This window comes from Cyclonatronum sp. (assembly GCF_022565315.1).
In the GTDB taxonomy this organism is placed as follows: Bacteria; Bacteroidota; Rhodothermia; order Balneolales; family Cyclonatronaceae; genus Cyclonatronum.
The window spans coordinates 1-20,546 of sequence record NZ_JAIUMX010000064.1; the positions used below are offsets into that span (position 1 = coordinate 1).

The 20,546-nt window shown below is 54.6% G+C and carries 14 protein-coding genes; 8 read left to right on the top strand and 6 right to left on the bottom strand.

Annotation, left to right across the window (positions count from 1 at the left end):
• Nucleotides 1-486 precede the first annotated feature (486 nt).
• The 4 genes from LAT75_RS10345 (at nucleotide 487) to corA (ending at nucleotide 5,732) form a co-directional block, all read left to right on the top strand.
• On the top strand, nucleotides 487-864 hold the full coding sequence (locus LAT75_RS10345; protein ID WP_291482589.1) for a hypothetical protein: 378 nt from the start codon (nucleotides 487-489) through the stop codon (nucleotides 862-864).
• Between the two features lie 127 nt (nucleotides 865-991).
• Nucleotides 992-3,076 carry an LruC domain-containing protein gene (locus tag LAT75_RS10350; RefSeq protein ID WP_291482590.1) on the top strand — a complete coding sequence of 695 codons (2,085 nt, stop codon included), beginning with the start codon at nucleotides 992-994 and terminating at the stop codon, nucleotides 3,074-3,076.
• A gap of 197 nt (nucleotides 3,077-3,273) precedes the next feature.
• Nucleotides 3,274-4,464, top strand: coding sequence for a PQQ-dependent sugar dehydrogenase (locus tag LAT75_RS10355; RefSeq protein ID WP_291482591.1), 1,191 nt, complete (start codon nucleotides 3,274-3,276; stop codon nucleotides 4,462-4,464).
• Between the two features lie 134 nt (nucleotides 4,465-4,598).
• A complete protein-coding gene (corA, locus tag LAT75_RS10360; protein ID WP_291482592.1) occupies nucleotides 4,599-5,732 on the top strand; it encodes a magnesium/cobalt transporter CorA in 1,134 nt (377 codons plus the stop codon).
• 93 nt (nucleotides 5,733-5,825) lie between these two features.
• Here corA and LAT75_RS10365 read toward each other — a convergent pair whose 3' ends face one another.
• Nucleotides 5,826-7,073 carry a hypothetical protein gene (locus LAT75_RS10365; protein ID WP_291482593.1) on the bottom strand — a complete coding sequence of 416 codons (1,248 nt, stop codon included), beginning with the start codon at nucleotides 7,071-7,073 and terminating at the stop codon, nucleotides 5,826-5,828.
• 5 nt (nucleotides 7,074-7,078) lie between these two features.
• Nucleotides 7,079-9,517: an AAA family ATPase gene (locus LAT75_RS10370; protein ID WP_291482594.1), complete on the bottom strand. Its 2,439-nt coding sequence runs from the start codon at nucleotides 9,515-9,517 to the stop codon at nucleotides 7,079-7,081.
• A 381-nt stretch (nucleotides 9,518-9,898) separates the two neighbouring features.
• On the opposite strand from LAT75_RS10370, the gene LAT75_RS10375 reads away from it, so the two are divergent.
• Both LAT75_RS10375 and LAT75_RS10380 read left to right on the top strand, forming a co-directional pair.
• The gene (locus LAT75_RS10375) at nucleotides 9,899-10,990 is read left to right on the top strand and encodes a PAS domain-containing protein (protein ID WP_291482595.1); all 1,092 of its coding nucleotides are present in this window, start codon (nucleotides 9,899-9,901) and stop codon (nucleotides 10,988-10,990) included.
• The gene (locus tag LAT75_RS10380) at nucleotides 10,959-11,795 is read left to right on the top strand and encodes a hypothetical protein (RefSeq protein ID WP_291482596.1); all 837 of its coding nucleotides are present in this window, start codon (nucleotides 10,959-10,961) and stop codon (nucleotides 11,793-11,795) included. Before LAT75_RS10375 ends, LAT75_RS10380 begins: the two co-directional genes overlap by 32 nt.
• An 83-nt stretch (nucleotides 11,796-11,878) precedes the next feature.
• Here LAT75_RS10380 and LAT75_RS10385 read toward each other — a convergent pair whose 3' ends face one another.
• Genes LAT75_RS10385 through LAT75_RS10395 form a run of 3 tightly spaced genes read right to left on the bottom strand, consistent with a single transcriptional unit; the run spans nucleotide 11,879 to nucleotide 15,142 of the window.
• Nucleotides 11,879-13,624 carry a hypothetical protein gene (locus tag LAT75_RS10385; protein WP_291482597.1) on the bottom strand — a complete coding sequence of 582 codons (1,746 nt, stop codon included), beginning with the start codon at nucleotides 13,622-13,624 and terminating at the stop codon, nucleotides 11,879-11,881.
• A gap of 6 nt (nucleotides 13,625-13,630) precedes the next feature.
• On the bottom strand, nucleotides 13,631-14,473 hold the full coding sequence (locus tag LAT75_RS10390; RefSeq protein WP_291482598.1) for a hypothetical protein: 843 nt from the start codon (nucleotides 14,471-14,473) through the stop codon (nucleotides 13,631-13,633).
• 3 nt (nucleotides 14,474-14,476) lie between these two features.
• Entirely contained in the window at nucleotides 14,477-15,142 is a 666-nt protein-coding gene (locus LAT75_RS10395) for an RNA polymerase sigma factor (protein WP_291482599.1), read from the bottom strand.
• 332 nt (nucleotides 15,143-15,474) lie between these two features.
• On the opposite strand from LAT75_RS10395, the gene LAT75_RS10400 reads away from it, so the two are divergent.
• The gene (locus LAT75_RS10400; protein ID WP_291482600.1) at nucleotides 15,475-16,959 is read left to right on the top strand and encodes a DegQ family serine endoprotease; all 1,485 of its coding nucleotides are present in this window, start codon (nucleotides 15,475-15,477) and stop codon (nucleotides 16,957-16,959) included.
• A 330-nt stretch (nucleotides 16,960-17,289) separates the two neighbouring features.
• Here the strand turns inward: LAT75_RS10400 and LAT75_RS10405 are convergent, their stop codons facing one another.
• The gene (locus LAT75_RS10405) at nucleotides 17,290-18,054 is read right to left on the bottom strand and encodes a uroporphyrinogen-III synthase (RefSeq protein ID WP_291482601.1); all 765 of its coding nucleotides are present in this window, start codon (nucleotides 18,052-18,054) and stop codon (nucleotides 17,290-17,292) included.
• A gap of 246 nt (nucleotides 18,055-18,300) precedes the next feature.
• On the opposite strand from LAT75_RS10405, the gene LAT75_RS10410 reads away from it, so the two are divergent.
• On the top strand, nucleotides 18,301-20,546 hold a 2,246-nt coding region (locus LAT75_RS10410), incomplete at its 3' end, for a two-component regulator propeller domain-containing protein (RefSeq protein WP_291482602.1).

Below are 20,546 nucleotides of genomic sequence, written 5' to 3' on the forward strand. Positions count from 1 at the left end.
GCACAATAGTTGAGCCAGTGCTGCTCTTTTAGTAAATCATGGTCTGTATGCTTATTATAAGCAGGCTTCATTAATCCAATCATAAGGCTCCTAATTTGGTGATAGGTCTTGTTTTAACTGCCTCTTAGTATAAGCCCTGCCATTGCCCAAAACGGTAAAGTCACTGCTTACTATAGGATCACAACAGGTTAAGCAGTATGAAAGTCACCAAATCGCAAACCGCATATATATGTGAATAAGCAGCACCGGGTTAAAATCATAGCTGCATAGCCCCCGTGATGACCTCGCTGATTCCGGACTTTCCAAAAAAGCCCCCTCAATATTGCTTTGCAGCCTGTGTGACCCGTCCTGTGAGTAAACGCTTTGGTCGTATGTGAAACTGTATCTGTCGAATTGTAGCCGAAGAGTTAAACAGTAATCAGTATATTTTAAGTGATTTCACTTAATTACCTGAATACCGTTAAAGACTTACCCCGACACCCAGCTATGCGGCCAACACCTTTACTCTTTCTTATCGGATTTCTGTTTTCCACCTGGTTTATTTTAGGGTGCAACGCTCCGTCTTCGGGTCCTGACACCACCCTGCCGGTCGAACGCACGCAAGACCTCCGGGTTCCCGACTCGTTCGACTGGCGAACGCAGCGGGATATCAGCTTCACCCTAACCGGCTACGAAACCGGTCTCATGCGGTTTATAGCTGAGGACGGCACCGTCTATCATCAGGCCAATCTGATTGATACACAGCCGTACACATTCAGACTTACTGTACCGGCCTACATGACCGAAATCACCGTTTTCTACAACGGCCATGAACAGAAGATGCGGCTCGACCGACCTGAAATAACGCACACTTTCCGGCGCTAAACCTCTGTACGGAAAACGTTATCACCCCACCCAATTTCACCGGCCCGACAACGGCTGTACCAACCGGCGCTTCTGCGCTGATTTCCCCTTTTCTTCCATATCCCAACACAGCAAACGCACATCTGCCATGAACAAATACACAGCAGCTGCCCTTGTACATCCCTATGCTGCCAAAGTGGTGCTTCTCAACAGGTATTCAGTTATGATTGCCGTTACAATCCTTTTTTTCACTTTTGGGTTTACTGCTGCTGCCATGGCGCAGATACCGATAAGCGGCGTAACCACTGTTTATACCTCCGTAGATGATTCAAGCAACGACTATACTGCCGGCCGATTCAACTACCGGTTTAATTCAGGTAATCAAAATGATTTACTGCTGCTCAATGTGCAGGCTGCGGGCAGAACGTTTACACCGGCCCTGTTCGCCAACCGGATTGAAATGCAGCGGGTTTCGATTCCGACCATACCCGATGAGCGGGAAATTTTCTATTACGAAGGCTCCGTTTCGGGCAGCAACATTAACCTGAGGCCGGGTTACATCAGCGATATGCGGCAGGCACTGCTCAACCCTATTATGAACCGGGGGGTAGATAATATATTTCAGCAAACCGGCGATAACAGCAGCAATGTGAACAATGTGATGCGCCTTGATTTTATTTTTGATGACGGTCTTGAAGTTCCGGCTCTGATCGCAGAAGAAGGGTTTATCATTAAAGAAAGAGGAGGCAACGACCGCTTCAGGATTGCCGCAATCACCTCACTCGATGCAAACGGCAATGCCGCGGGTTTTGCACCGGCTGTGCTTGCCGAAGCCTCAGACTGGGGTCCGGCCGGTTTCAGCCTAAGCACGCAGGTCATGCGGCGCCCCAACCCGAACGTTCCCGCTGAAATGAGCGCAAACCTCAACGCTCAGGCTATGGCAGGGATTCTCTTCACCTTCGAGGCGCTCGGCCTTTCCCCCGGCCAAATCATTTACGGATACGCCCTTACCGCAGGCGACGCACCGGCTAACAGTGCCGAATGGTTAGATGTAAGCACCTTCCCGACCGATACCAATGCAACCGACGGTGGGCTTGATATCGCCGCTGGCGGCGCTTACTTCTCTGCAAACCCGGTTATTGTGGCCGAAGACGACTTTTTCTCCATAGGTGTTCAAACCACCCTTGAAGGCAGTGTAGCCGGTAATGACATCTTCCCCGCCGGTTCATCCTTTGAACTCACAACCGAACCCGCATCAGGAAACCTTACCTTCAGTCTGAACGGCTCCTTTTCCTACACTCCTGATCCCTTCTTCGAAGGTTCTGATACCTTTGTTTACACCTTATGCCTGCCTGCACCGCTCGACTACCTTTGCGATACAGCAACTGTGAATATCTCCGTGGAGCCAACCCTCATGGGCATTGTCAACTTCTTCCCTGCTGCCGGCCCGGGAACCCTTGCTTTTGAAGACCTCTGGCCCGCTCAGGGCGACTTCGACTTCAACGATATGGTGGTAGATTATCAGTTTCAGATATCCTCCAACAATCAGAATATCGTTGAGCGTATTGATGCCATCATTGTGCTGCGTGCCTTTGGCGCGGCTTTCCGGAACGGCTTCGGCTTTCAGCTCTCCGAAAACATTCAGAATGAAGATATTGTGGTAAGCGGCTTCAGCCTCACCGAAGATTTTATCAGCCTCAACCCGAACGGCACCGAAGCGGGCCAAAGCAAGCCTACCATCATCGTATTCGACAATACCTACACTCAGATGCAGCACCCGGGCGTTGGCACAGGGGTCAATACTGAGCCGAATGCACCCTTCGTGCAGCCTGCTGTATTTATGATTAGCATCGAATTTGTGGGCGGCAGTTATACCTACAGCGATGTGGATATCTCAGCTTTTAACCCCTTCCTTATCGTAAATCGCGATCGCGGCCGCGAAATCCATCTGCCGGGCTACCCGCCAACAGACCTTGCCAATATGGATCTTTTCGGTTCAAGCGACGACCGTTCGAGCCCCTCACGGAACCGCTGGTATGTAAGTAAAAACAACCTGCCGTGGGCAATCAACCTGATTCACAGCTTCGATTACCCGATAGAACGCGCTGATATCATGCAGGCCTACCCTCGTTTTACGAACTGGGCGCAGAGCGGCGGCAACTTATTTCAGGATTGGTTCAGCAATACGGGGCTGGATTTCCGAAATCAGGAAAAAATCTACAATCCTGACTAATTGAAATGCTTTTGTTTGTGATGAAAGCCCCTGCAGCCCCCGGTATGCAGGGGCTTTTTTTTAAGCACAATTGAACCGACTTGAGTATTAATCCACCTCTTCAGCTAATATGGCCGTCCAAATCTGTTTTTGATATGCACTTATCTTTCAACATATTGCCAGGAATACTTGCAATACTCATGTAATTTACCGGCATTTTGGCCCCCTCTCACCTCCCTTCTGTTTCTTTCAGAGCCGCACTTTCCTGGCTCGCGGCTGTATTTCTGGTTAGCTGCGGAAACCCCGCCGGCTCTGATGACGCCCCCTCCCCGCATCATCCGTTTTCCTACACCATCGTTACAGATGCGCTTGAAATACCCTGGCAGATGGCCTTTGCACCCGACGGGCGGATCTTCATCAGTGAACGAAACGGCCTCATCCGCATCGTTGAAAATGATCAGCTCCGCAGTGAACCCTGGCTGGATTTGCGCGATTCGGTGAGCACTGCCGCAGGGGTGCCGGTAACCAACAGCGGGGTGACAGGCATAACCCTCGATCCCGATTTCGGGACCAACCGCTACGTGTATATCGGCTACAGCTACGACGATCCGGACAGCGGATTCGACCTTAACCGCCTCGTGCGCTATACCGACGACCCGAAAACCCAAACACCGGTTTTCGACCGGGTGCTGCTTGAAGGCATCAAAGGGCTGAGCATGCACAACACCGCGCAGATCCGGTTCGGCCCCGACGGCATGCTCTACTGGTCGGTAAGCGAGCGGCACGTACCCGAAGTCGCCCAGGATTTGAGCGACCCCGGCGGAAGCCTGCTCCGCATGACCCGCGATGCCGAAATACCCGCAGACAACCCCATACCCGGGTCATATATTTATGCCTACGGGCTCAGAAACACGCAGGGCTTCGACTGGCACCCCGAAACCGCGGTAATGCTCGGCACCGATCACGGCCCTTCGGGGCCGCAGGGCTGCTGCCACGATGAAGTAAACCACATCGAAGCCGGCAAAAACTACGGCTGGCCCATCATCCGGGGCAATGAAACGGCCGAAGGCATGGAAGCCCCCCTCATCCATAGCGGCGTGGGTGAACCCCGCGACGACTACACCTGGGCACCATCCGGAGCAGCTTTTCTGCACAATGGCCCCTGGTACGGTTCCTTTTTGTTTGCCGGGCTCCGCAGTCAGAGCCTGTGGCGCCTCACCATAAATCAGTCGCCTGAGGGAAGTGTCGAGGAAGATGAGCTCAGCCGCCATCTGCAGGGTGTTTTCGGCCGGATAAGAGCTGTTGAACAGCACAAAAACGGGGATATCTACATCATCACGAGCAATCTCGATCAGCACGACGTGCCGTTTAACACAGACATGCTGATAAAGCTTCGACTTAATGAATAAGCCGCTGCCTGCATAAATTATTGTGATGAAGCGAAAAGCCTCAGCCGGTTTGCCCGCATCCCTGTATTTGGTTACTATGCTTGTGGCCGGCTGCTGACCCGGAATTTCTAAACGGCAAAATCACATCCCCCTGCATGAAAAACCACCTCAAAGGCATTGCCCTTCACACCGCCGGATTGTTCGGCATCAAAGCGCATCCCAAAGTCCGGCGGAAGCAGCCCGGGCAGGTCCCCGGAACGCCGGTACACACCGGGGCGCGGCGCATGGAGGAGATCCGCATCACCCTGCATGATTTCGATGAAACGCACTACGACAGCGCGGTCATCAGCCGGATTGAGAAATCGGCAGCATACCTCGAAAACAAATCGCGCACCTGGATTCAGGTGCAGGGGCTTCACGACCTTGAGCGGCTGCAAAGCATCTGGGACTATTTCGGCCTGCACCCGCTCATACAAGAAGACATCGTAAGCACCTCACAACGGCCTAAGGTGGAAGTATATGAGGATGTCATCTTCGTGGTGCTCCGCTCCGTTACCCTGAACGAGGAAACCCGGCAGCTGCAATCCGAGCAAATCAGCCTGGTGCTGGGCAAAAACTACGTACTCTCCTTTCAGGAAAGTGATGAGCCCGTTTTTGAGCCGGTCATCCGGCGCATCGGCACGGCCGGAACCCGGCTGCGCAGGCTCGGCCCCGACTACCTCACCTACGCCCTCACCGACACCGTGGTAGATCACTATTTTATGGCGCTGGACCTGCTCGGCGAGCTCATCGAACGCACAGAAGAAGCCCTAACCGCACAGCCCGATCCGGCTGAGCTTGCCCGCATCCACACGCTCCGGCGCGACCTGATCATCATGCGGAAATCGATCTGGTCGCTGCGCGACGGCATCAACACCCTCATCCGCGACGACCTCCCCCTGATTTCAGCGGATACCAAAATTTTTCTCAGAGATGTGTACGACCACATTGTTCAGGTAATCGACTCCATCGAAACGAGCCGGGAGATGGTTTTCTCGCTCTACGACATGTACATGTCGGGCATGAGCAACCGCATGAACGAGGTGATGAAAGTGCTCACCATCATCGCCACCATTTTCATACCGCTCACTTTTGTGGCAGGCATTTACGGGATGAATTTCGACCCCGAAGCCAGCCCCTGGAACATGCCCGAACTCGGCATGTACTTCGGCTACCCCGTTGTGATGGGCTTCATGCTGCTCATTTCACTGGGCATGCTGTACTATTTCAGACGGCGGGGCTGGGTGTAGGGGGGGTGATGCGTGTGATGGAGTAAAGATTATAACCTGCTGCAAAATGAGTTTTATAGCTGACGGCTGCCTGCAAAAAAACCATTTTAAAAGCTACACAGAGGCACTGCCTTCAGCCAAAGAGCCGATCGTTCTGGATATTTCGGAGCCTTTCACCAAACCACCATTTCTGTCAATCAGATTTACCATAAGCATGGTACAGCGGCTGCGGTCATCGGTATGATACCGGCCGGTGATTTCCGATTGCACGCCGGGGTACATTAAAACGCCATGTGTAGCTCCAAACAGCTGATTGTAGGCATAAATCTGCCGCAGATCCTGATCTGAGGGCCGTAAATCGGCCGGTGTTTTCCACTTTGTATCTATTAGTATTTTGCTGCCGGCCTCATCCGCGGGTTCGATGATGATGTCAGGTTCGAGCCTTTTCCGGCTTTGCCCTGAGGTCCAGAATACCCGGCTCTGCTGTGCTTTCACCCGGTAACGGTCCGACAGTTCACGCTTCAGCATTTTAACAACCCATGACTCCCACAGCTGATTCATATCAAACATCAGAGCCAGTATATGGTTGGTGCCCTTTGCGATATCGGGATGATAGTTGAGCAAGATGAGCCTCGCGATAGCAAGTGCTTCAGCATACCGTTCGGTTTTCCGGTTCAGGACAATACGGCTGAAATGCTCTTCCGAAAACTTTCGGAGCGATACTTCCTGAAAGAAGAGCCCCTGCCTGTTTACCCGGCTTTTTAGGCTAACCGGAACAGCGAGATGCGACAACACCTGCAGAGTTGCCTTCAGCACCTGATTCAGGATGTGATCCTGATCGTAGGCACTGTACTCTGCGTGAAACCGCTCTCTGTGAATCAGGTTTTCGCGTATCTGCCCGGGAATGTGGAGCCTGCCCCGCAGCGCAGTCTGGTTTTCCGTCACTTTCCTGTACCTTTTCACCAGCCCCTGATGGGTCAGCCGTTCACACGCATTCAGGAAAAGCTCAAGATACAGGTCGAAAATGGAGTTGCGGCTCAAACGAAGGTTCGACTCCGACGTAACGCCGGCCTCAATGCCGGTTACCGTTCTAAGCATATTGATGAGCACATTTCTCCAGAGCGTTTTATCGGCATCAGCACGGTCAGCTTTCGGGAGCACCTCAATAGTAGTATCCCCAACCTGAATAACCCCCACAAACTGACTGAATTTTACCCCCTGATGTAACAGCGAAAAATAGGGCGTACCCGAGGTGCCATGATACCGAACGAGCTGTTCAAATGTATCCGAAGTAAATTCGGGTACGGCCTTCAGCGTGAGTTTTTCATGCTCAAAAACGGTGATGGTCTTTTTGCGGCTCATAGCCATCACCCTGCTCTGTTCAGGAGTTTTAGCAGTGCGTCTTCAAAATCATCCTCACTTTCCTGCCAGCTGCTTGTAAGCTTCCATACATCCCGGTCATCAAAAACGCTGTCATCATAATCTGACCGGGCAAACTGACAGGAGGCATCGTTTTCCTGCCTTAGCACAAACCCACGGCCAAGTACCAGCTGTATTTTACCTTTGTCGCCGTAGAAATACTCTTCCAGCAAAGGCAGGATATTCCGGTGAAAGACGGCCTGAAGATCACCTGCGCTGCTCACCTTCATAAAGTAGGAATGCCCAATCAGATGATCTTTGCCGAGCAGCCTCTCAATCCGGCTGTTTATGGTTTTGAGAAGCTCATCAAGCCGGATACCGGTTTCGCCAACAAGCACCGTGCCTCCGTTTTCCTTTGCGGCACCTTCGCTCAGGATGATGTGTGGCCGGGGCGGGAGTTCTTCAAATGCAAACCGGCGCCTCAGTGCCGTATCCAGGGCCTCAACACTGCGGTCAGCCGTATTCATGGTACCGATAATGTAAAGGGTTGAGGGCACACTGAACTCTTTTTTTGAATACGGCAAAATCACGCGAAGCTCTTCTTCACCGCCTTCCCGTTTGTCGGGCTCAAGCAGCGTGATGAGCTCGCCGAAAATCTGCGCAATATTGCCGCGGTTAATTTCATCTATGATGAGCACACAGTTTCCGCCTTTTGCTTCTTCACAGATTCGCTTGAAAACGCCGCTTTCTATGGTATATGACAGCTTACCCTCCTTTTCAGCCGGCTTGATCCCTTCCACGAAATCCTCATAGGTGAAACTCTGATGGAAGGTCACAAAGGCAATTTTCTTACCTGCGGTGCTATCCCAGTCGGTTATCAGCAGCTCTGCATATCGCTTTGTGAGGGCCCGTCGGTCATGGTGATGCTCCTCATAAAAAGCCGGATCAGTAATCTGCAGGGCCTTGTTTACCGTGCTGAAGGTTTTTCCGGTACCGGGGGGACCAAACAGGATCTGATTAAGCGGATAAGATTTCCGCTGAGCTGATGGTGTAAGCTTCATATCCACACCCATATCCGGCTGCCTGCCAAACGTTTTCATGAAAATCTCATTTCTGAAATCGGAATCAAACACCGTTTTTTCGAAGGTGCCGTTTGTAAATGATCTGTAACTCGACTTCCGGGTTCGTCTTAATTCTGAAATACACGAGAGCCTGATTTTATCGTACGCCTTCTTAGCATGTGAAAACAAGTCTGTCTCGTGCCAATAGGCTTCCGGCTCTCCATTGAAAGGGGCAAAATCCCCCGCATCACTTCCAGACTCGGGGTAAATAAATCCGAATTGTTTGCTGTCATTAGCACTCACAGTAAAGCAATAGCGCTGACCTGTTACAAAGGAAAGTCTTTTATGCACGGCGGGAACCCCGAAGTGCACTCTTAAATCTTTTTCGGCCAAATCCAGATCGCTTACGAGCTTACCAAGAAGCCGGAAGTAATCAGCTGCATTTTCAAAGCCAATCGCTTCGAGGGTTTCGGTAAATGCTTTTTCAGTGACCTCATCTGTTTCCAATGCGCGATAAATAATATCCTGCGCCAGAATGTTCAGATTTTTATCCTCGAAACAGTCTTCATTAAGGGTAGCACGCGACAGCTGAATCAGTTCGGAATCTTTTGGGATGAAATTTTCAGCAAGATCCATGATCAGGCTGAGATAATGACTGTACCTGCTCCCGGCCGGGGCTGCAGATATGCCAAGCAGCCCGGTAAACCTGGAATAAAAGCTGTACTTATAAAAAGTGTACACATCAGGGTAGCGGAAGGTGAGGTACGTTGCTACCGTTCTTTCATCCTGATGAGCTTTTAAGCCGTGGTTTGTTCTTTTCATCAGTTCCCCTGCTTTTTCTCCGAACTCACGGATTCTTCCGTTCAGATCGAGGCTTTCATCATAGAGCATGCGAAAAGCCTCCCTTAATTCCTCCGGGTACTCGCTGGCAGACTTAATAAAGCTGCGGCTTCGGTGGTCAATCAAATGGGAAAAATCAATCCTGTTAATCATGGCAGCAAAATCAGGTGCGTTAATATCCCACTGCTCCTGAAAACGTTTAATCAGATGCCATTTGAACAGTTCACCGCTGTTCCCGTCGTCCCGGATGAGTTCCTTGTACTTTTCAATAAGCGCTGCCTGAACCGGCACCTCGGTTTTGTCTCTGATCTGATAACCCAGCTGCTTTAAATATCTGTTGGTCGGCTCCCCGCCACCCAGGTTCCAAATCCTCTCTCCATTCATCTGTTCGTGGGCATAGCGCATAATTTCTTTGGGCGGGTACGCTTTCCCGTCAACTATTACATCATATCCGGTTGATGCACGTAAATCATATCCCTCTTTTTTAATAAGTTCAAGAGCCTTATTAACATGCTCTTGCGTAATATTTTCCGGCTCAAACGGCATAATCCACATATTAGGAGTTCATGAGAGAATAACAGACATGAAATTAAACATAACAGCCTTTTCTGCCTACTGCTGAGTTACTCATTAAATGAACATAATTAATCTGCCCCATAACCCCCCAGCTCCTGCCGCATTCATCACCCAAGGTTTACTTCAGCCCTAAAGGGCTTTTGATGTTTCATGATATTATTTTTTAGGCAGGCTTTTTTTTGCAAAACTTTTCCAGCGGTGCCATTACCAAAAACTTTGAGGAAGGGTTTCGGGTTTTTATATTCTTACGAATGCCGCCTTATCAGTTTTGCATTTTCCCATCCGGCCAAGTCTTCCTTTTTCTCACGAGTGCATTCATACGTCCCTGCTTCGCGTTCTCACCGAATATTTATGAAAGCCAACTACCTGCTCCGGGAATTGAAAGAACTCTCACACAGCCCGGAAGAGCTGCTTTGGTTTTTTGATTCCGGTTTCGCTGATGGCATCTGGTATTGGGATCTTGAAAACCCTGACAATGAGTGGTTCAGCGACCGGTTTTGGGAGGCCCTCGGCTATAAAAGCGCCGAAGTTGAGCAGCGGCCCTCCGCATGGATGAAACTTGCAGACCCTGAAGACCTTGCCAAAACTTCCAGTTTCCTTGACGAAAACCTCGGTAAGTCAGACTTCCAGTTCAATCAGGTGATCCGGTTCAGCCATAAGTCAGGCAGGTCCGTCTGGATGCGCTGTGTGGGCCGGGCTATCTATAATGAAAAGGGGAAAGCCATCCGCATTCTGGGTTTCCACCACGACATCACGAGCGATATCATCATCCAAAAAACCAAGACTCTGGAAAATGAGCTCGTTCAGAATGGATTTAAATCACCCGAGGCCGGGTATTGGGAGCTCCGGGTAGATGACGGAACCGTGTTCTGGTCGTCTCAAATGTACCTGATTCATGGTGTGAATTATGATTTTGAGCTCACACTCGACAACTGCCTTGATTTTTACGCCGCTGACGATCAGGCAAGGCTGGCAAGCACCATCAAAAGCTGTGTCGAAAATCCGGGGATGATCTCCTCCCTCGATGTTAAGCTGTTTGCCAAAAACGGTTCCGTGCACCCGGCCGTAATTACGTTTAAATGCGTGATAACACAGTCCGTTAACCAAACCCGGATTATCGGAACCCTGGAAACATTCAGTGAAGCTACAACCCGGCAACTCAGCCTGGAAAAAAAACTAACAGACACCAAAAAGCAGCTTTACCTGAGCAGCCAGACCCTGAATATGGGGTTTCTGGAATTCTCACCCGACCTGTCTCATATCGAGAGCTGCGGCTATCTGCCCGTTTTGCTCGAAATACCCGAAGCACAGGTTTCCGCCATCCATTTAAAGCGAAAACTGAAGGTCATCTTTGGCGGAAAGCAGGAGCTTTTTCTGCCCCACGTTGTTCAGCTTTGCAAAAGCATGGCACTTGGCTTTCGGCCAGCGTATCTGGCTTGGTGATTTCCTGCTTCAGTATGCCAGCAAAGGCAAGCGAAACTGGTTTAAAGCTTACGTTAACATCAAGCAGGGTGCCGGCGCTGAGCCCGTATTTACGCTTCTGCTGCACAATTTTGACGACGAGAAAAAACGGCAGATCGAACAACGCGAGCAGCAGTTTTTCCTGGAACGGTCACAGCTGGTTTCCGGAGTCGGCCACTATGTGATCTACCTCGACAGAGGTGTTTGGGAAGGCTCATCAATAATTGACGATATCCTTGGCATCGACGACAAATTTGTCAGAACCGTTGATAATTGGGTGTCGCTGCTAACGCCTGAGTTTCAGCAAAGTGTACCGCTAAAGTTTTCGGAGGCGGTTCAATCGGGTTCATCCTTTCGTATGACCTACCAAATTATCCGGCCGGCAGATAAAGCACGGCGCTGGATTGAGGTAAATGCCGATTACATCAACCGGGAGAACCTCTATAAAACGAATTTTGAACCTACCCTCATCGGCACCCTGCGCGATGTCACCGACCAGATGGAATACATCAAGAAAATTGAAGAGCAGAACGCTTTCCTGCGCAAACTCGCCTGGTCGCAATCCCACGAAGTCCGCGCCCCGCTTGCACGCCTGATAGCCGTAACCGAGGCCCTCAGCGAAATGACCCCCGGCGATCCGGATACCGAAACCCTGCGCAACTGCCTGCTGCCTACCGCAAAGGAACTCGATGATGTGATAACCCGGCTGAACCGCAACATCAATATTTTTGAAGAAGCATCCGGTGTAAGCCTGCGCAAAACACCTGACCGCAAGAAAAAAAAATGATACCCTTGCTTAACCCGGCCCTTTTCAGCCCGAAAGTTTAAAGCGCCCGACAACATGCTACCGGGCGCTTTTTCTTTGTTCACTCAGAGCTTTACTACCCTGCGTTCAAATTCCGCTTCGCTGAGGCTGCCGCGGGCATGGGCGCGGAGATCCGCCATCCGGATTTTAAGCCGCAGCGGCAACGTATCCCAAAGCCGGCTCTGCCCCTGAAGGTCGAGGGCGACAAGGAGGTGCTCTTCATCGCCCAAACCGCGCAGCAGGTGCGCATATTCGGTGAGCAGGCGCAGGGTTTCGGCCTGAACCGTTTCTGCCTGCCGGCGCTGACGCTCATTCTGCCATACCACTTCGCGGCCCGGCCAGAAGCTTGCTGCCCCGCCGGTTGCTGCCCCGCGGCGAATAACCGTGAAATTCGATACCACTTCATCGCGTACACGCCCCGCGAGACCGGAAGCGTCGATATCGAAATCAAAATCCAGCACCTGCCCCCGCAGGGAATCGGCATGGAAGGCGCCCTGTGCCCGAAGGGAATCCATCGAGGCCACGAGGCTTCCCCGCAGCACCTGAAGTGAGCCGCTCAGATGGCTCAGCATCTCGCCCAAACCTTGCATTTGTACCCCAAAACGTTTTTCGAACAACGAATCCTGCTCTGCCATCGTACGGATGAACAGCGAATCACTGCGGGCAATATTATAAATAAACAGAGAGTCACTTTGTGCAAGCTGCTCCAAAAGGTCGTAGTCCAAACCCGAAACAGCTGCCGCGTCTGCCTGAATCACCCGTACCTCTCGTGCGCCACCGGGCCGGGTAAGCACTTCAAACGAAGCCCCGGCTTCGGCTTCTGCTTCCGGGTCTGACTCCTTCTGATGGATTCGAATTTCCTGTCCGCCTTCGGGCAGGTTCAGAATTTCAATGCTCTGAATGTTTTCAGCGGGTACATCCTCCAGAATGCGCCGGCCGCGGTCGCTGACCGATACCCTCGGACTCATGCGGGGAGCAGCATCAGGCCGGAGGCTGCCCCGCAGCATAAGCCCAAGGCCCTGCGCATACACCGGCGCTTCAAACGCAACCCGCTGCGGATTTTCAGGATGCGCGCTGAACCCGGTCGCCATCACCTCCGCAAAACGCAGCAGTGCCCGGTCAGCCGGTGCAATGTCGCGCACAACTGCCCGGGTTTCGAATTGCTGTGCCGTAATCCGCCCGCTGCGAAGCTGTTCGATCTGCGTGCGCGTTGCCGAGAGCTGCACCATCGCATCCGTACCGGCATCGCGGAGCAGCAGCACGACTTCGCCTCCGGGGCTCAGCTCACCGAGGCCGGACACGTAATCTGCAAGGAAGGAAAGCCCGGCCTCACGGGTCGCACTGCTGAAGACGGCTGCCGCAGCTGCACCGGCACCCTCAGCGTCATCAACGCCTGCTTCCTGATCGCGCATTATAATTACGCGACCTTCGGTGCGGATATCCCGCCGGATCACCGGCTGCGCTGCCCGCGCATTCGGGGTCACTTCCATAAACAGCATGCGCTCCGGGGAGAGCAGAAGGGCCTCGATGGCGCCCGTGCGCGCGCTGCTGCCGCGCTGCTCCCGCAGCAAACCGGCGAGCAGCTCCCGGCTGATATCGAGATCGCGGTGCAGTTCGGGGCTTTGTTCTGCATCGGCAGCCGGCTGCGAAGCAGGTGCGGGTGCGGGTGCGGGCGTAGTTTCGGTTTCGCTCGCCCGCGGCGCGGCAGTTCCGGTACCCTCAAGCGGCTGCGCGGTACTGCTGCAGGCAGTGTTGAAGGGCAGCAAAGCCAGCATCAGGCTGAGGGTAATACAAAAGGAAAAACGGTTCATAGCTGCTTAAGGTCGGTTTAAATACTGTTGATATTGAATAAACTCAATGATTTCGGAGAGCACCAGCTCCTGTTCCAGATTGCGGCGCAGCAGAGCCATGCGGGTTTCTTCCAGCTCAGCGCCAATCAGCTGAAGGTCGATCAGCCGGCGGGTTTCGATATCCTGCGCGTAGGCTTCGAGCAGCAGCTGCATGTCGCTGAGCTGCTGTTCGCGCTCCTGAAGCAGCAGCCCCGCAAAAAACTCCAGCTGCTCGCGCTGAAGCTGCTGAAAGGTCTCCCGGTCCAGATAGCCCGGGCCGGTCTGCTGCCCCTGGCCGGGTTCCTGTGCCGGTTCAGGTTCGGATGCGGGTTCGGGCATGGCGGCGGACTCCTCCCGAATTTCGGCCGCTTCCACGGCTGCCGGGTTCACGGCCGGGGGCACATCACCCGTGCCGAAACCCGCGTAAAACCGGCCCTCTGCCCAGCCCAGCTGAAATCCGCTGAGCGCCCCGCCGGCAAAAAAGAACACCAGCAGGGCCGCAGCCGCAAGCCAGTGCTTCCACCAGTTTGCCTGTGCGGGCAGTTCACGCAGGGAAGGATTTCGGGTGATGGGCTCACGGGCCTGATCCGGCTCCGGCATGGCAGCGGCCGACGGATTTTCTTTCACTGCGGCATCCGCAGGGTCTGCAACGGCAAGAAGCGCGGTAAGCCGCTGCATCCGCCGCAGCTCCGCGGCCAGTTCGGGCGATGCGTCGCAGGTTTTCAGAAAAGCCTGCTGCTCAGCTGCATTCATTTCCCCGTGCAGGAAATCCATCAGCTCGAGCTGCTGCGCTTCGGTAAGCCTGGGGTTGTGTTTAGCTTGTTCTTTCATAGCTCAGGGCCAAAGATCATTAAAGGTGAGATTCATGTCGTCAAAAATTGCCGCGAGGGCGCGGTAGCTGCTGTACAGGCGCGATTTCGCGGTGTTTTCGGGTATGCCCAGCGCCTGCGCAATTTCCGGAAAGCTCAGGCCCTGCCAGGTTTTGAGCACCAGCACTTCCCGCTGTTCAGGCGAAAGCCGGCCAATGGCCTGCTGCAGCAGCCGGTTGCGATCCTGCTCTTCCAGCTCGGCCAGGGGCGGGGCATCGCGGTGGGGCAAATCCGAAGCCGGTTGCGCTTCTCCCGCCAAAGCCTCCCGCTGAAGCTGCTCCCGCTTACGGCTGCGGTACCAGTCCCGAAACTGATTCAGCGCAATCTGATACAGCCACGGCCTGAACCGCGCCGCATCGCCGAGAGTCGAAAGCCGCTGATGCATTTTAATGAAGCTCCGCTGCACCAGCTCATGCGCCTCCTCCTGCCCGCCGGTAAGCCGCAGCAGGAACCGGAACAGCGGCACCCGCCATTGGCGCATCAGCGCGGCAAAAGCCTGCTCATCGCCCGTAGCCGCCGCCCCAACAAGGCGCACATCAACCCCGGGCTGCTCTGCCGTACCGTATCCGGAACCGGACCCAGACCCTGCTTCGGGGCTCATTCGTTGTGAATCTGCGACTGCTGTTTGCATCGTTTGCGAAAGGTGTAGTCAATTTAAGTGCAGCTATGACGCCCGCTCCGCCCGGAAAGTTTTAAATCCCCCCGCAAATTTTCGGTTTATTTTTGAAGGGTGATGCTGCCAAAGCTGCATCCCGGATACCAGGCAAATCAAAGGCATGATTTTTGTAGAATTCAGGCCGCCGGCTTTTAAAATAAATCCGGTTTTGAAACGTCTTGTAAGCCGTAACGAAACCGGCAATTTCTCACCGGAACAAAAAAAGAGAACCGGGCCTGAGGGGTATTCTTTCCGCAACACAGGCTTCCCGTTTCTGAACCGACATCCCAAAAAAGACTACGCTTTTTATGCATACCATCACACCAAAATTCGCCGCTGCTTTCACTTTTGCGCTGCTTGTGCTGTTCGTCAGCTATTTTTCGAACCGCCCTGCCGAGCCGGCTAACAACACCTACGTGTATTCGGAGGAAGCCTCCGCACAGGTACAGCAGCACGCAACCGACCGGCCCATCCGCTCGCTGCGCGACCTCAACGACGCCTTTGTGAGCCTGGCCGAAAACGCCGCCCCTGCCGTTGTTACGGTCAATACCGAGCGCACCGTACGGCAGCGGCAGATGTCGCCTTTCGATATGTTCGATGAATTTTTCGGCCGTCCGCGTCAGCAGCCCCGCGAGCGCTCCTTTCAGCAGCGCGGTCAGGGCTCCGGGGTAATAGTCTCCGCCGATGGCATCATCATGACCAACCACCACGTGATCGCCAACGCCGATACCATCATCGTTAGGCTAAGCAACAACGATAACATCGGGGCCACCATCATCGGCACCGACCCCAGCACCGATATCGCCATCCTCCGCGTAGATGCCCGCAACCTGCCCTTCATGCCCATGGGCGACAGCGACGCCCTCCGCGTGGGCGAGTGGGTCATGGCCATCGGCAGCCCGCTCAGCCAGAACCTCGCCCAAACCGTAACACAGGGCATCGTGAGCGCCAAAGGCCGCTCCAACGTAAACCTGGTCGATTTTGAAGACTTCATCCAAACCGACGCCGCCATCAACCCCGGCAACTCCGGCGGCCCCCTCATGAATATGGACGGCGAACTCATCGGCATCAACACCGCCATCGCTTCCCGCTCCGGCGGCTTCCAGGGCATCGGCTTCGCGGTGCCCATCAACATGGCACGTGCCGTGATGGATTCCATCCTCGAAACCGGGCGCGTAGTGCGCGGCTTCATCGGCATCACCGGTCAGGAGCTCGACGACTCCCTCGCCCGCGCCTTCGGCCTCGACCGCACCAAAGGCGCCGTAATCACCGATGTGAGCGAAGGAAGCCCGGCCGAGCAGGCAGGTCTGCGCGTCGAAGACATCATTGTTGAGTACGACGGCCGCACCCTCACCAACTGGCGCACCTTCCAAAGCTACGTGGCCTCCCGCGCCCCCGGTGCGCAGATCCGGCTCGTTGTAAACCGCGAGGGCGAAACCATCAACATGACCGTAACCCTGGCCGAGCGCCCCGATGAGGACCTCACCGAAGAAGAAGTTGAGAGCATGTTCGAGCGCTTCGGCTTCTCGATCGATACCTTCTCTGAAAGTCAGGCCGAGCGCCACAACCTCCGCGCCGACCTCAGCGGTGTTATCGTAACCGCCGTACAGGAAGGCAGCGTTGCCCACCGCCGCGGCCTGCGCGAAGGCGACCTCATCACCGCCGTAAACCGCCGCCGTGTAACCAACCCGCAGGAATTCAACAACCTCGTACAAAACGTACAGCCCGGCAGCACCCTCCTCATGAACGTCGTACGCCAGAACCAGCAGTTCTTCATCAGCATCGACGTATAAACTGCTGCCCACCGGTTTTATCAAAGAGAGACAGCTCACCACACAGGCACCATCCGGCAATCCGGGTGGTGCCTGTTTTTTTATTTTTTTTGGGGGGGAAACGCCGTGCACATCACGGTCTTTCGTGCCGGTACATCTCTGCCAAACCCACGGAATATCCCGTGGTTTTTTTCCGCCCGTCGGTAAAAAAGCGGCCTTCGTGGCAAATTCCGGTTTCCGTTTTAAACACGAAGTGCGCGAAGGTTTACGCAAAGACCGCGAAGAACATAAGAGACTTCAAAAAACAAAACATCTGTCCTTTTGCGGCTTTGCGAGAAATAAAAATCCGCATCATCCGCGGGCCATAAGCTCGCGGAGCGCCGAAGTGAGGTTCCCGGGTTTATCCGCGTGCCAGGGCAGCACGCCGGTTGACCGGAGGCCGAGGTGCCTGAGCCGAGCCTCGGTTTTGTTGTGCAGGGGGATGAAGGTGTACCGGCTGAGCTCCGCATCGGGGAAGGCCACCAGAAACTGCGTGAGCGCGCCCGGCTCATGCAGCAGCACATAATCGGCCGGAAACGCCCCGCCGTAAAAGCGCGCGCGCATTTCCTCAAGCGCCTCCTTCGGGTAGGGCGAAAGCTCGTACATGCGCAGGTAGCGCGATTCGTACTTCAGCTCAGAGAGAAATTCCGGAATTTCCTCCGACTCCGGGTCAACGCAGGGGGTCAGCACAGGACCGGTGCGGTTCAGGCGCAGGAAAAATTCCACCATATCAATACTCCGGTCCCCCGGCGACTGCAGCACCGGCAGGCCGGCATCATTCAGCAGCTTAAAACTCTGCACATCCATCACAAAATGCACAATCTGAGATTTCAGGAGGGGCGTGTTTTCCTCATCCATCAGTTCCAGGAATTTTTCCGCATTCCCGGCCCGGCTGTACACCATATTTTCTATGCCGTAAGTTTTAAGCGCCCCGGTGAGGTCAGCCGGCTCCGCGGTTTTGGTCAGCTGCATCACCGGCAGCTCAACGGGGTTCAGGCCTGCCTCATACACCGCTTTGGCGAAGGGTGCGATGTAGGTAAGGTTTCCGGTAAGCAGAACAGTTTGGGAAGCATCCATCAAAATAAACAGCACTTGGGTTCAGGAGGGAAGTGACCGCGCAGGCCGAAAAGCGGCTTCGGGTCAGTTGGAGAATACAGCTCATGAAGTTAAGGCGAAACCGCCCGAAATGAAAAACAGGCAGCGGCGACCTGCTTCCGGAACGAAGCCCGTTTTGCGGGGTTAAACGGACATTTATAAATGCCGCTGCTTAGTGTTATTTTAAGCGGTAACCGAATTTCTTTTTTTAGCCTCCGATTCAACACCATGCGCGTTTTCCCTGTTTTTCTCTGCTCTGCCCTGCTTGCCGTTTTTCTGCTGCTTTTTACCCGCGCCGAAGCTCCGGCACAGCAAATCGGCGACTGGACCCCGGAAACATCCTTCACCCGCACAACTGATGTGGTTCAGGATCGTGACGGCGCTTTCTGGGTCGCTACCGACGGCGGCATCTACCGCTGGCAGCCCGGCAGCGGAGGCTCCATCGAAACGCTCACCTCGCTCGACGGCCTGTACCGCCTCAGTGCAACCGCCATCACCTACGATGAAAGCCGGCACCTACTGTGGCTCGGCTTCAACGACGGCACCATCCAAAGCCTGGATTTGCAGCGGTTTCAGTTCCGTACCCTCAGCGACATCACCCGGAACCAGAGTTTCAGCAACAAGCGTATCAATCAGCTGCGGGTAATCGGGGATGAGCTTTTTGTGGCCGCACAGTTCGGCATCGTCGTTTTTGACACGCGCTCAGGCCTGGTGCGCGACAGCTTCGTGAACCTGGGCCGCTTCAGCCGGGGTACGGCCGTGAACGGGTTTCAGGTTGCAGATGGCATCCTTTACGCGGCAACCGCAGCCGGCGTGGCCGCAGGAAACCTGAGCGAAGCCCTCGCGGTACCCCAAAACTGGGACAACTCCGACGGACAGGGCGGGCTCGGAAGCCTCACGCAGGAAGTCCGCGCCGTTGCCGTACACAGCGGGCAGCTGTTTGCCGGCACCGCCTCCGGAAACTTCGCCCGGCAGCTCAGCGGAGGCGCGTGGAGCAGCACGAATTTATTTTCAGGCAATGTGCAGCGCTTCCGGCAGTCAGCCTCCGGCGCCCTGCTCGCCATCGCCGAAAGTACCGTTACCGTGATTAATGCCAACGGCAGCCGCAGCACCCATACCGTGCCCCGTGAAGTGCACCTGAGCGGCTTTTTTGATGATGAAGTCTCCCCCTCAAGGCTGCTGCTGGGCACGCGCGAAAGCGGCCTCGCGGTGCGCACCGGCCTCAGCGGCGATTTTGATTTTGTGAGGCCTGCGGGCCCCGACCTCAATTTCTTCATCCGCATGCGCATGCGCGGCGATGAAATGGTATCGGCTTCGACCTCTGCGCCGGGTCAGCGCGGGGTGCCGCTCAACAATGCCGGCTACTACATTTTCAGAAACGGCGAATGGGTGAGCTTCAACCGGCGGACCAACCCCGTGCTCGACAGCGCGAACTTCAACAGCGTGTACCGCGCGCTGATTGCTGATGACTACTACATTTTCGGCACCTGGGGCCGCGGCATAGCCGTGCACGACAAGCAAACCGACGAAATCCGCATTTTCAACGCGACCAACAGTCCGCTGCCGGGCCTCACTCCCACGGATCCCTTCACCGTAATCGGCGGCCTCGACCGCGATGCACAGGGCTACGTGTGGATCGCGATGGTACGCGGCGACGGCGATAAACTTTTTCGCCTCGATCCGGCCACCGAAGAGTGGCTTTCCTTCCCGGTACCACCCAACGCCGGCGCCGACCGCTACCTTGATATTTATATCGACCGTGCGGGTCAGAAATGGCTGCCGCTGCAAACCGGCACCGGCGGCGGGGGCGGCGTTTTCGTGAACCGCATCGAAGCCGACGGCACGCAGACGGGCGTCCGCCTCACAACTGCGCAAAATCAGGGCAACCTCCCCAACGATCTGGTGCAGGCCGTCGTGCAGGATAAGCGCGGCGAAATCTGGGTCGGCACGGCCCGCGGTGTAGCCCGCTACCTGTTCCCCGACCGCGTGATTGACGGCACGGCGCAGGATCGTCAGGCAAGTTTCCTCATCAACGCCGACCCCGACGCCGATTCGCCCTTTCTGCTGCGCGACGTGAACGCAACGAGCATCGCCGTTGATGCCGCCAATCAAAAATGGATTGGCACACAGGGCGACGGCCTGTATCAGGTGGATGAACAGGGCCGCCGCATCCTCCGGCATTTCACAACGGCCAACAGCCCGCTGTTTTCAGACACCATCACCGATTTAATGGTAGATGAACGCACCGGCATGGTGTACATCGCAACCGAAGAAGGCCTGCTCACCTTCGTTGATACCCCGCGTACCGCAGGCCGGCAGATGGATGACCTCTTTATTTATCCCAACCCCTACCGCTACAATCAGAACACCGGCAACATTATTATTGAGGGCCTCACCGACGAAACCACGATTTCGGTGCTCACCGTTGACGGCCGCCTGATCAGCCGCCTGAATGCGCGCAGCGGCCGCGCCGA

What these genes read in the sequence shown, in the direction of transcription:
- LAT75_RS10345 (WP_291482589.1), top strand. Translation starts at nt 487, where the DNA reads ATGCGGCCAACACCTTTACTCTTTCTTATCGGATTTCTGTTTTCCACC.
- LAT75_RS10350 (WP_291482590.1), top strand. Translation starts at nt 992, where the DNA reads ATGAACAAATACACAGCAGCTGCCCTTGTACATCCCTATGCTGCCAAA.
- corA (WP_291482592.1), top strand. Translation starts at nt 4,599, where the DNA reads ATGAAAAACCACCTCAAAGGCATTGCCCTTCACACCGCCGGATTGTTC.
- LAT75_RS10365 (WP_291482593.1), bottom strand. Translation starts at nt 7,073, where the DNA reads ATGAGCCGCAAAAAGACCATCACCGTTTTTGAGCATGAAAAACTCACG.
- LAT75_RS10370 (WP_291482594.1), bottom strand. Translation starts at nt 9,517, where the DNA reads ATGCCGTTTGAGCCGGAAAATATTACGCAAGAGCATGTTAATAAGGCT.
- LAT75_RS10375 (WP_291482595.1), top strand. Translation starts at nt 9,899, where the DNA reads ATGAAAGCCAACTACCTGCTCCGGGAATTGAAAGAACTCTCACACAGC.
- LAT75_RS10385 (WP_291482597.1), bottom strand. Translation starts at nt 13,624, where the DNA reads ATGAACCGTTTTTCCTTTTGTATTACCCTCAGCCTGATGCTGGCTTTG.
- LAT75_RS10390 (WP_291482598.1), bottom strand. Translation starts at nt 14,473, where the DNA reads ATGAAAGAACAAGCTAAACACAACCCCAGGCTTACCGAAGCGCAGCAG.
- LAT75_RS10395 (WP_291482599.1), bottom strand. Translation starts at nt 15,142, where the DNA reads ATGCAAACAGCAGTCGCAGATTCACAACGAATGAGCCCCGAAGCAGGG.
- LAT75_RS10400 (WP_291482600.1), top strand. Translation starts at nt 15,475, where the DNA reads ATGCATACCATCACACCAAAATTCGCCGCTGCTTTCACTTTTGCGCTG.
- LAT75_RS10405 (WP_291482601.1), bottom strand. Translation starts at nt 18,054, where the DNA reads ATGGATGCTTCCCAAACTGTTCTGCTTACCGGAAACCTTACCTACATC.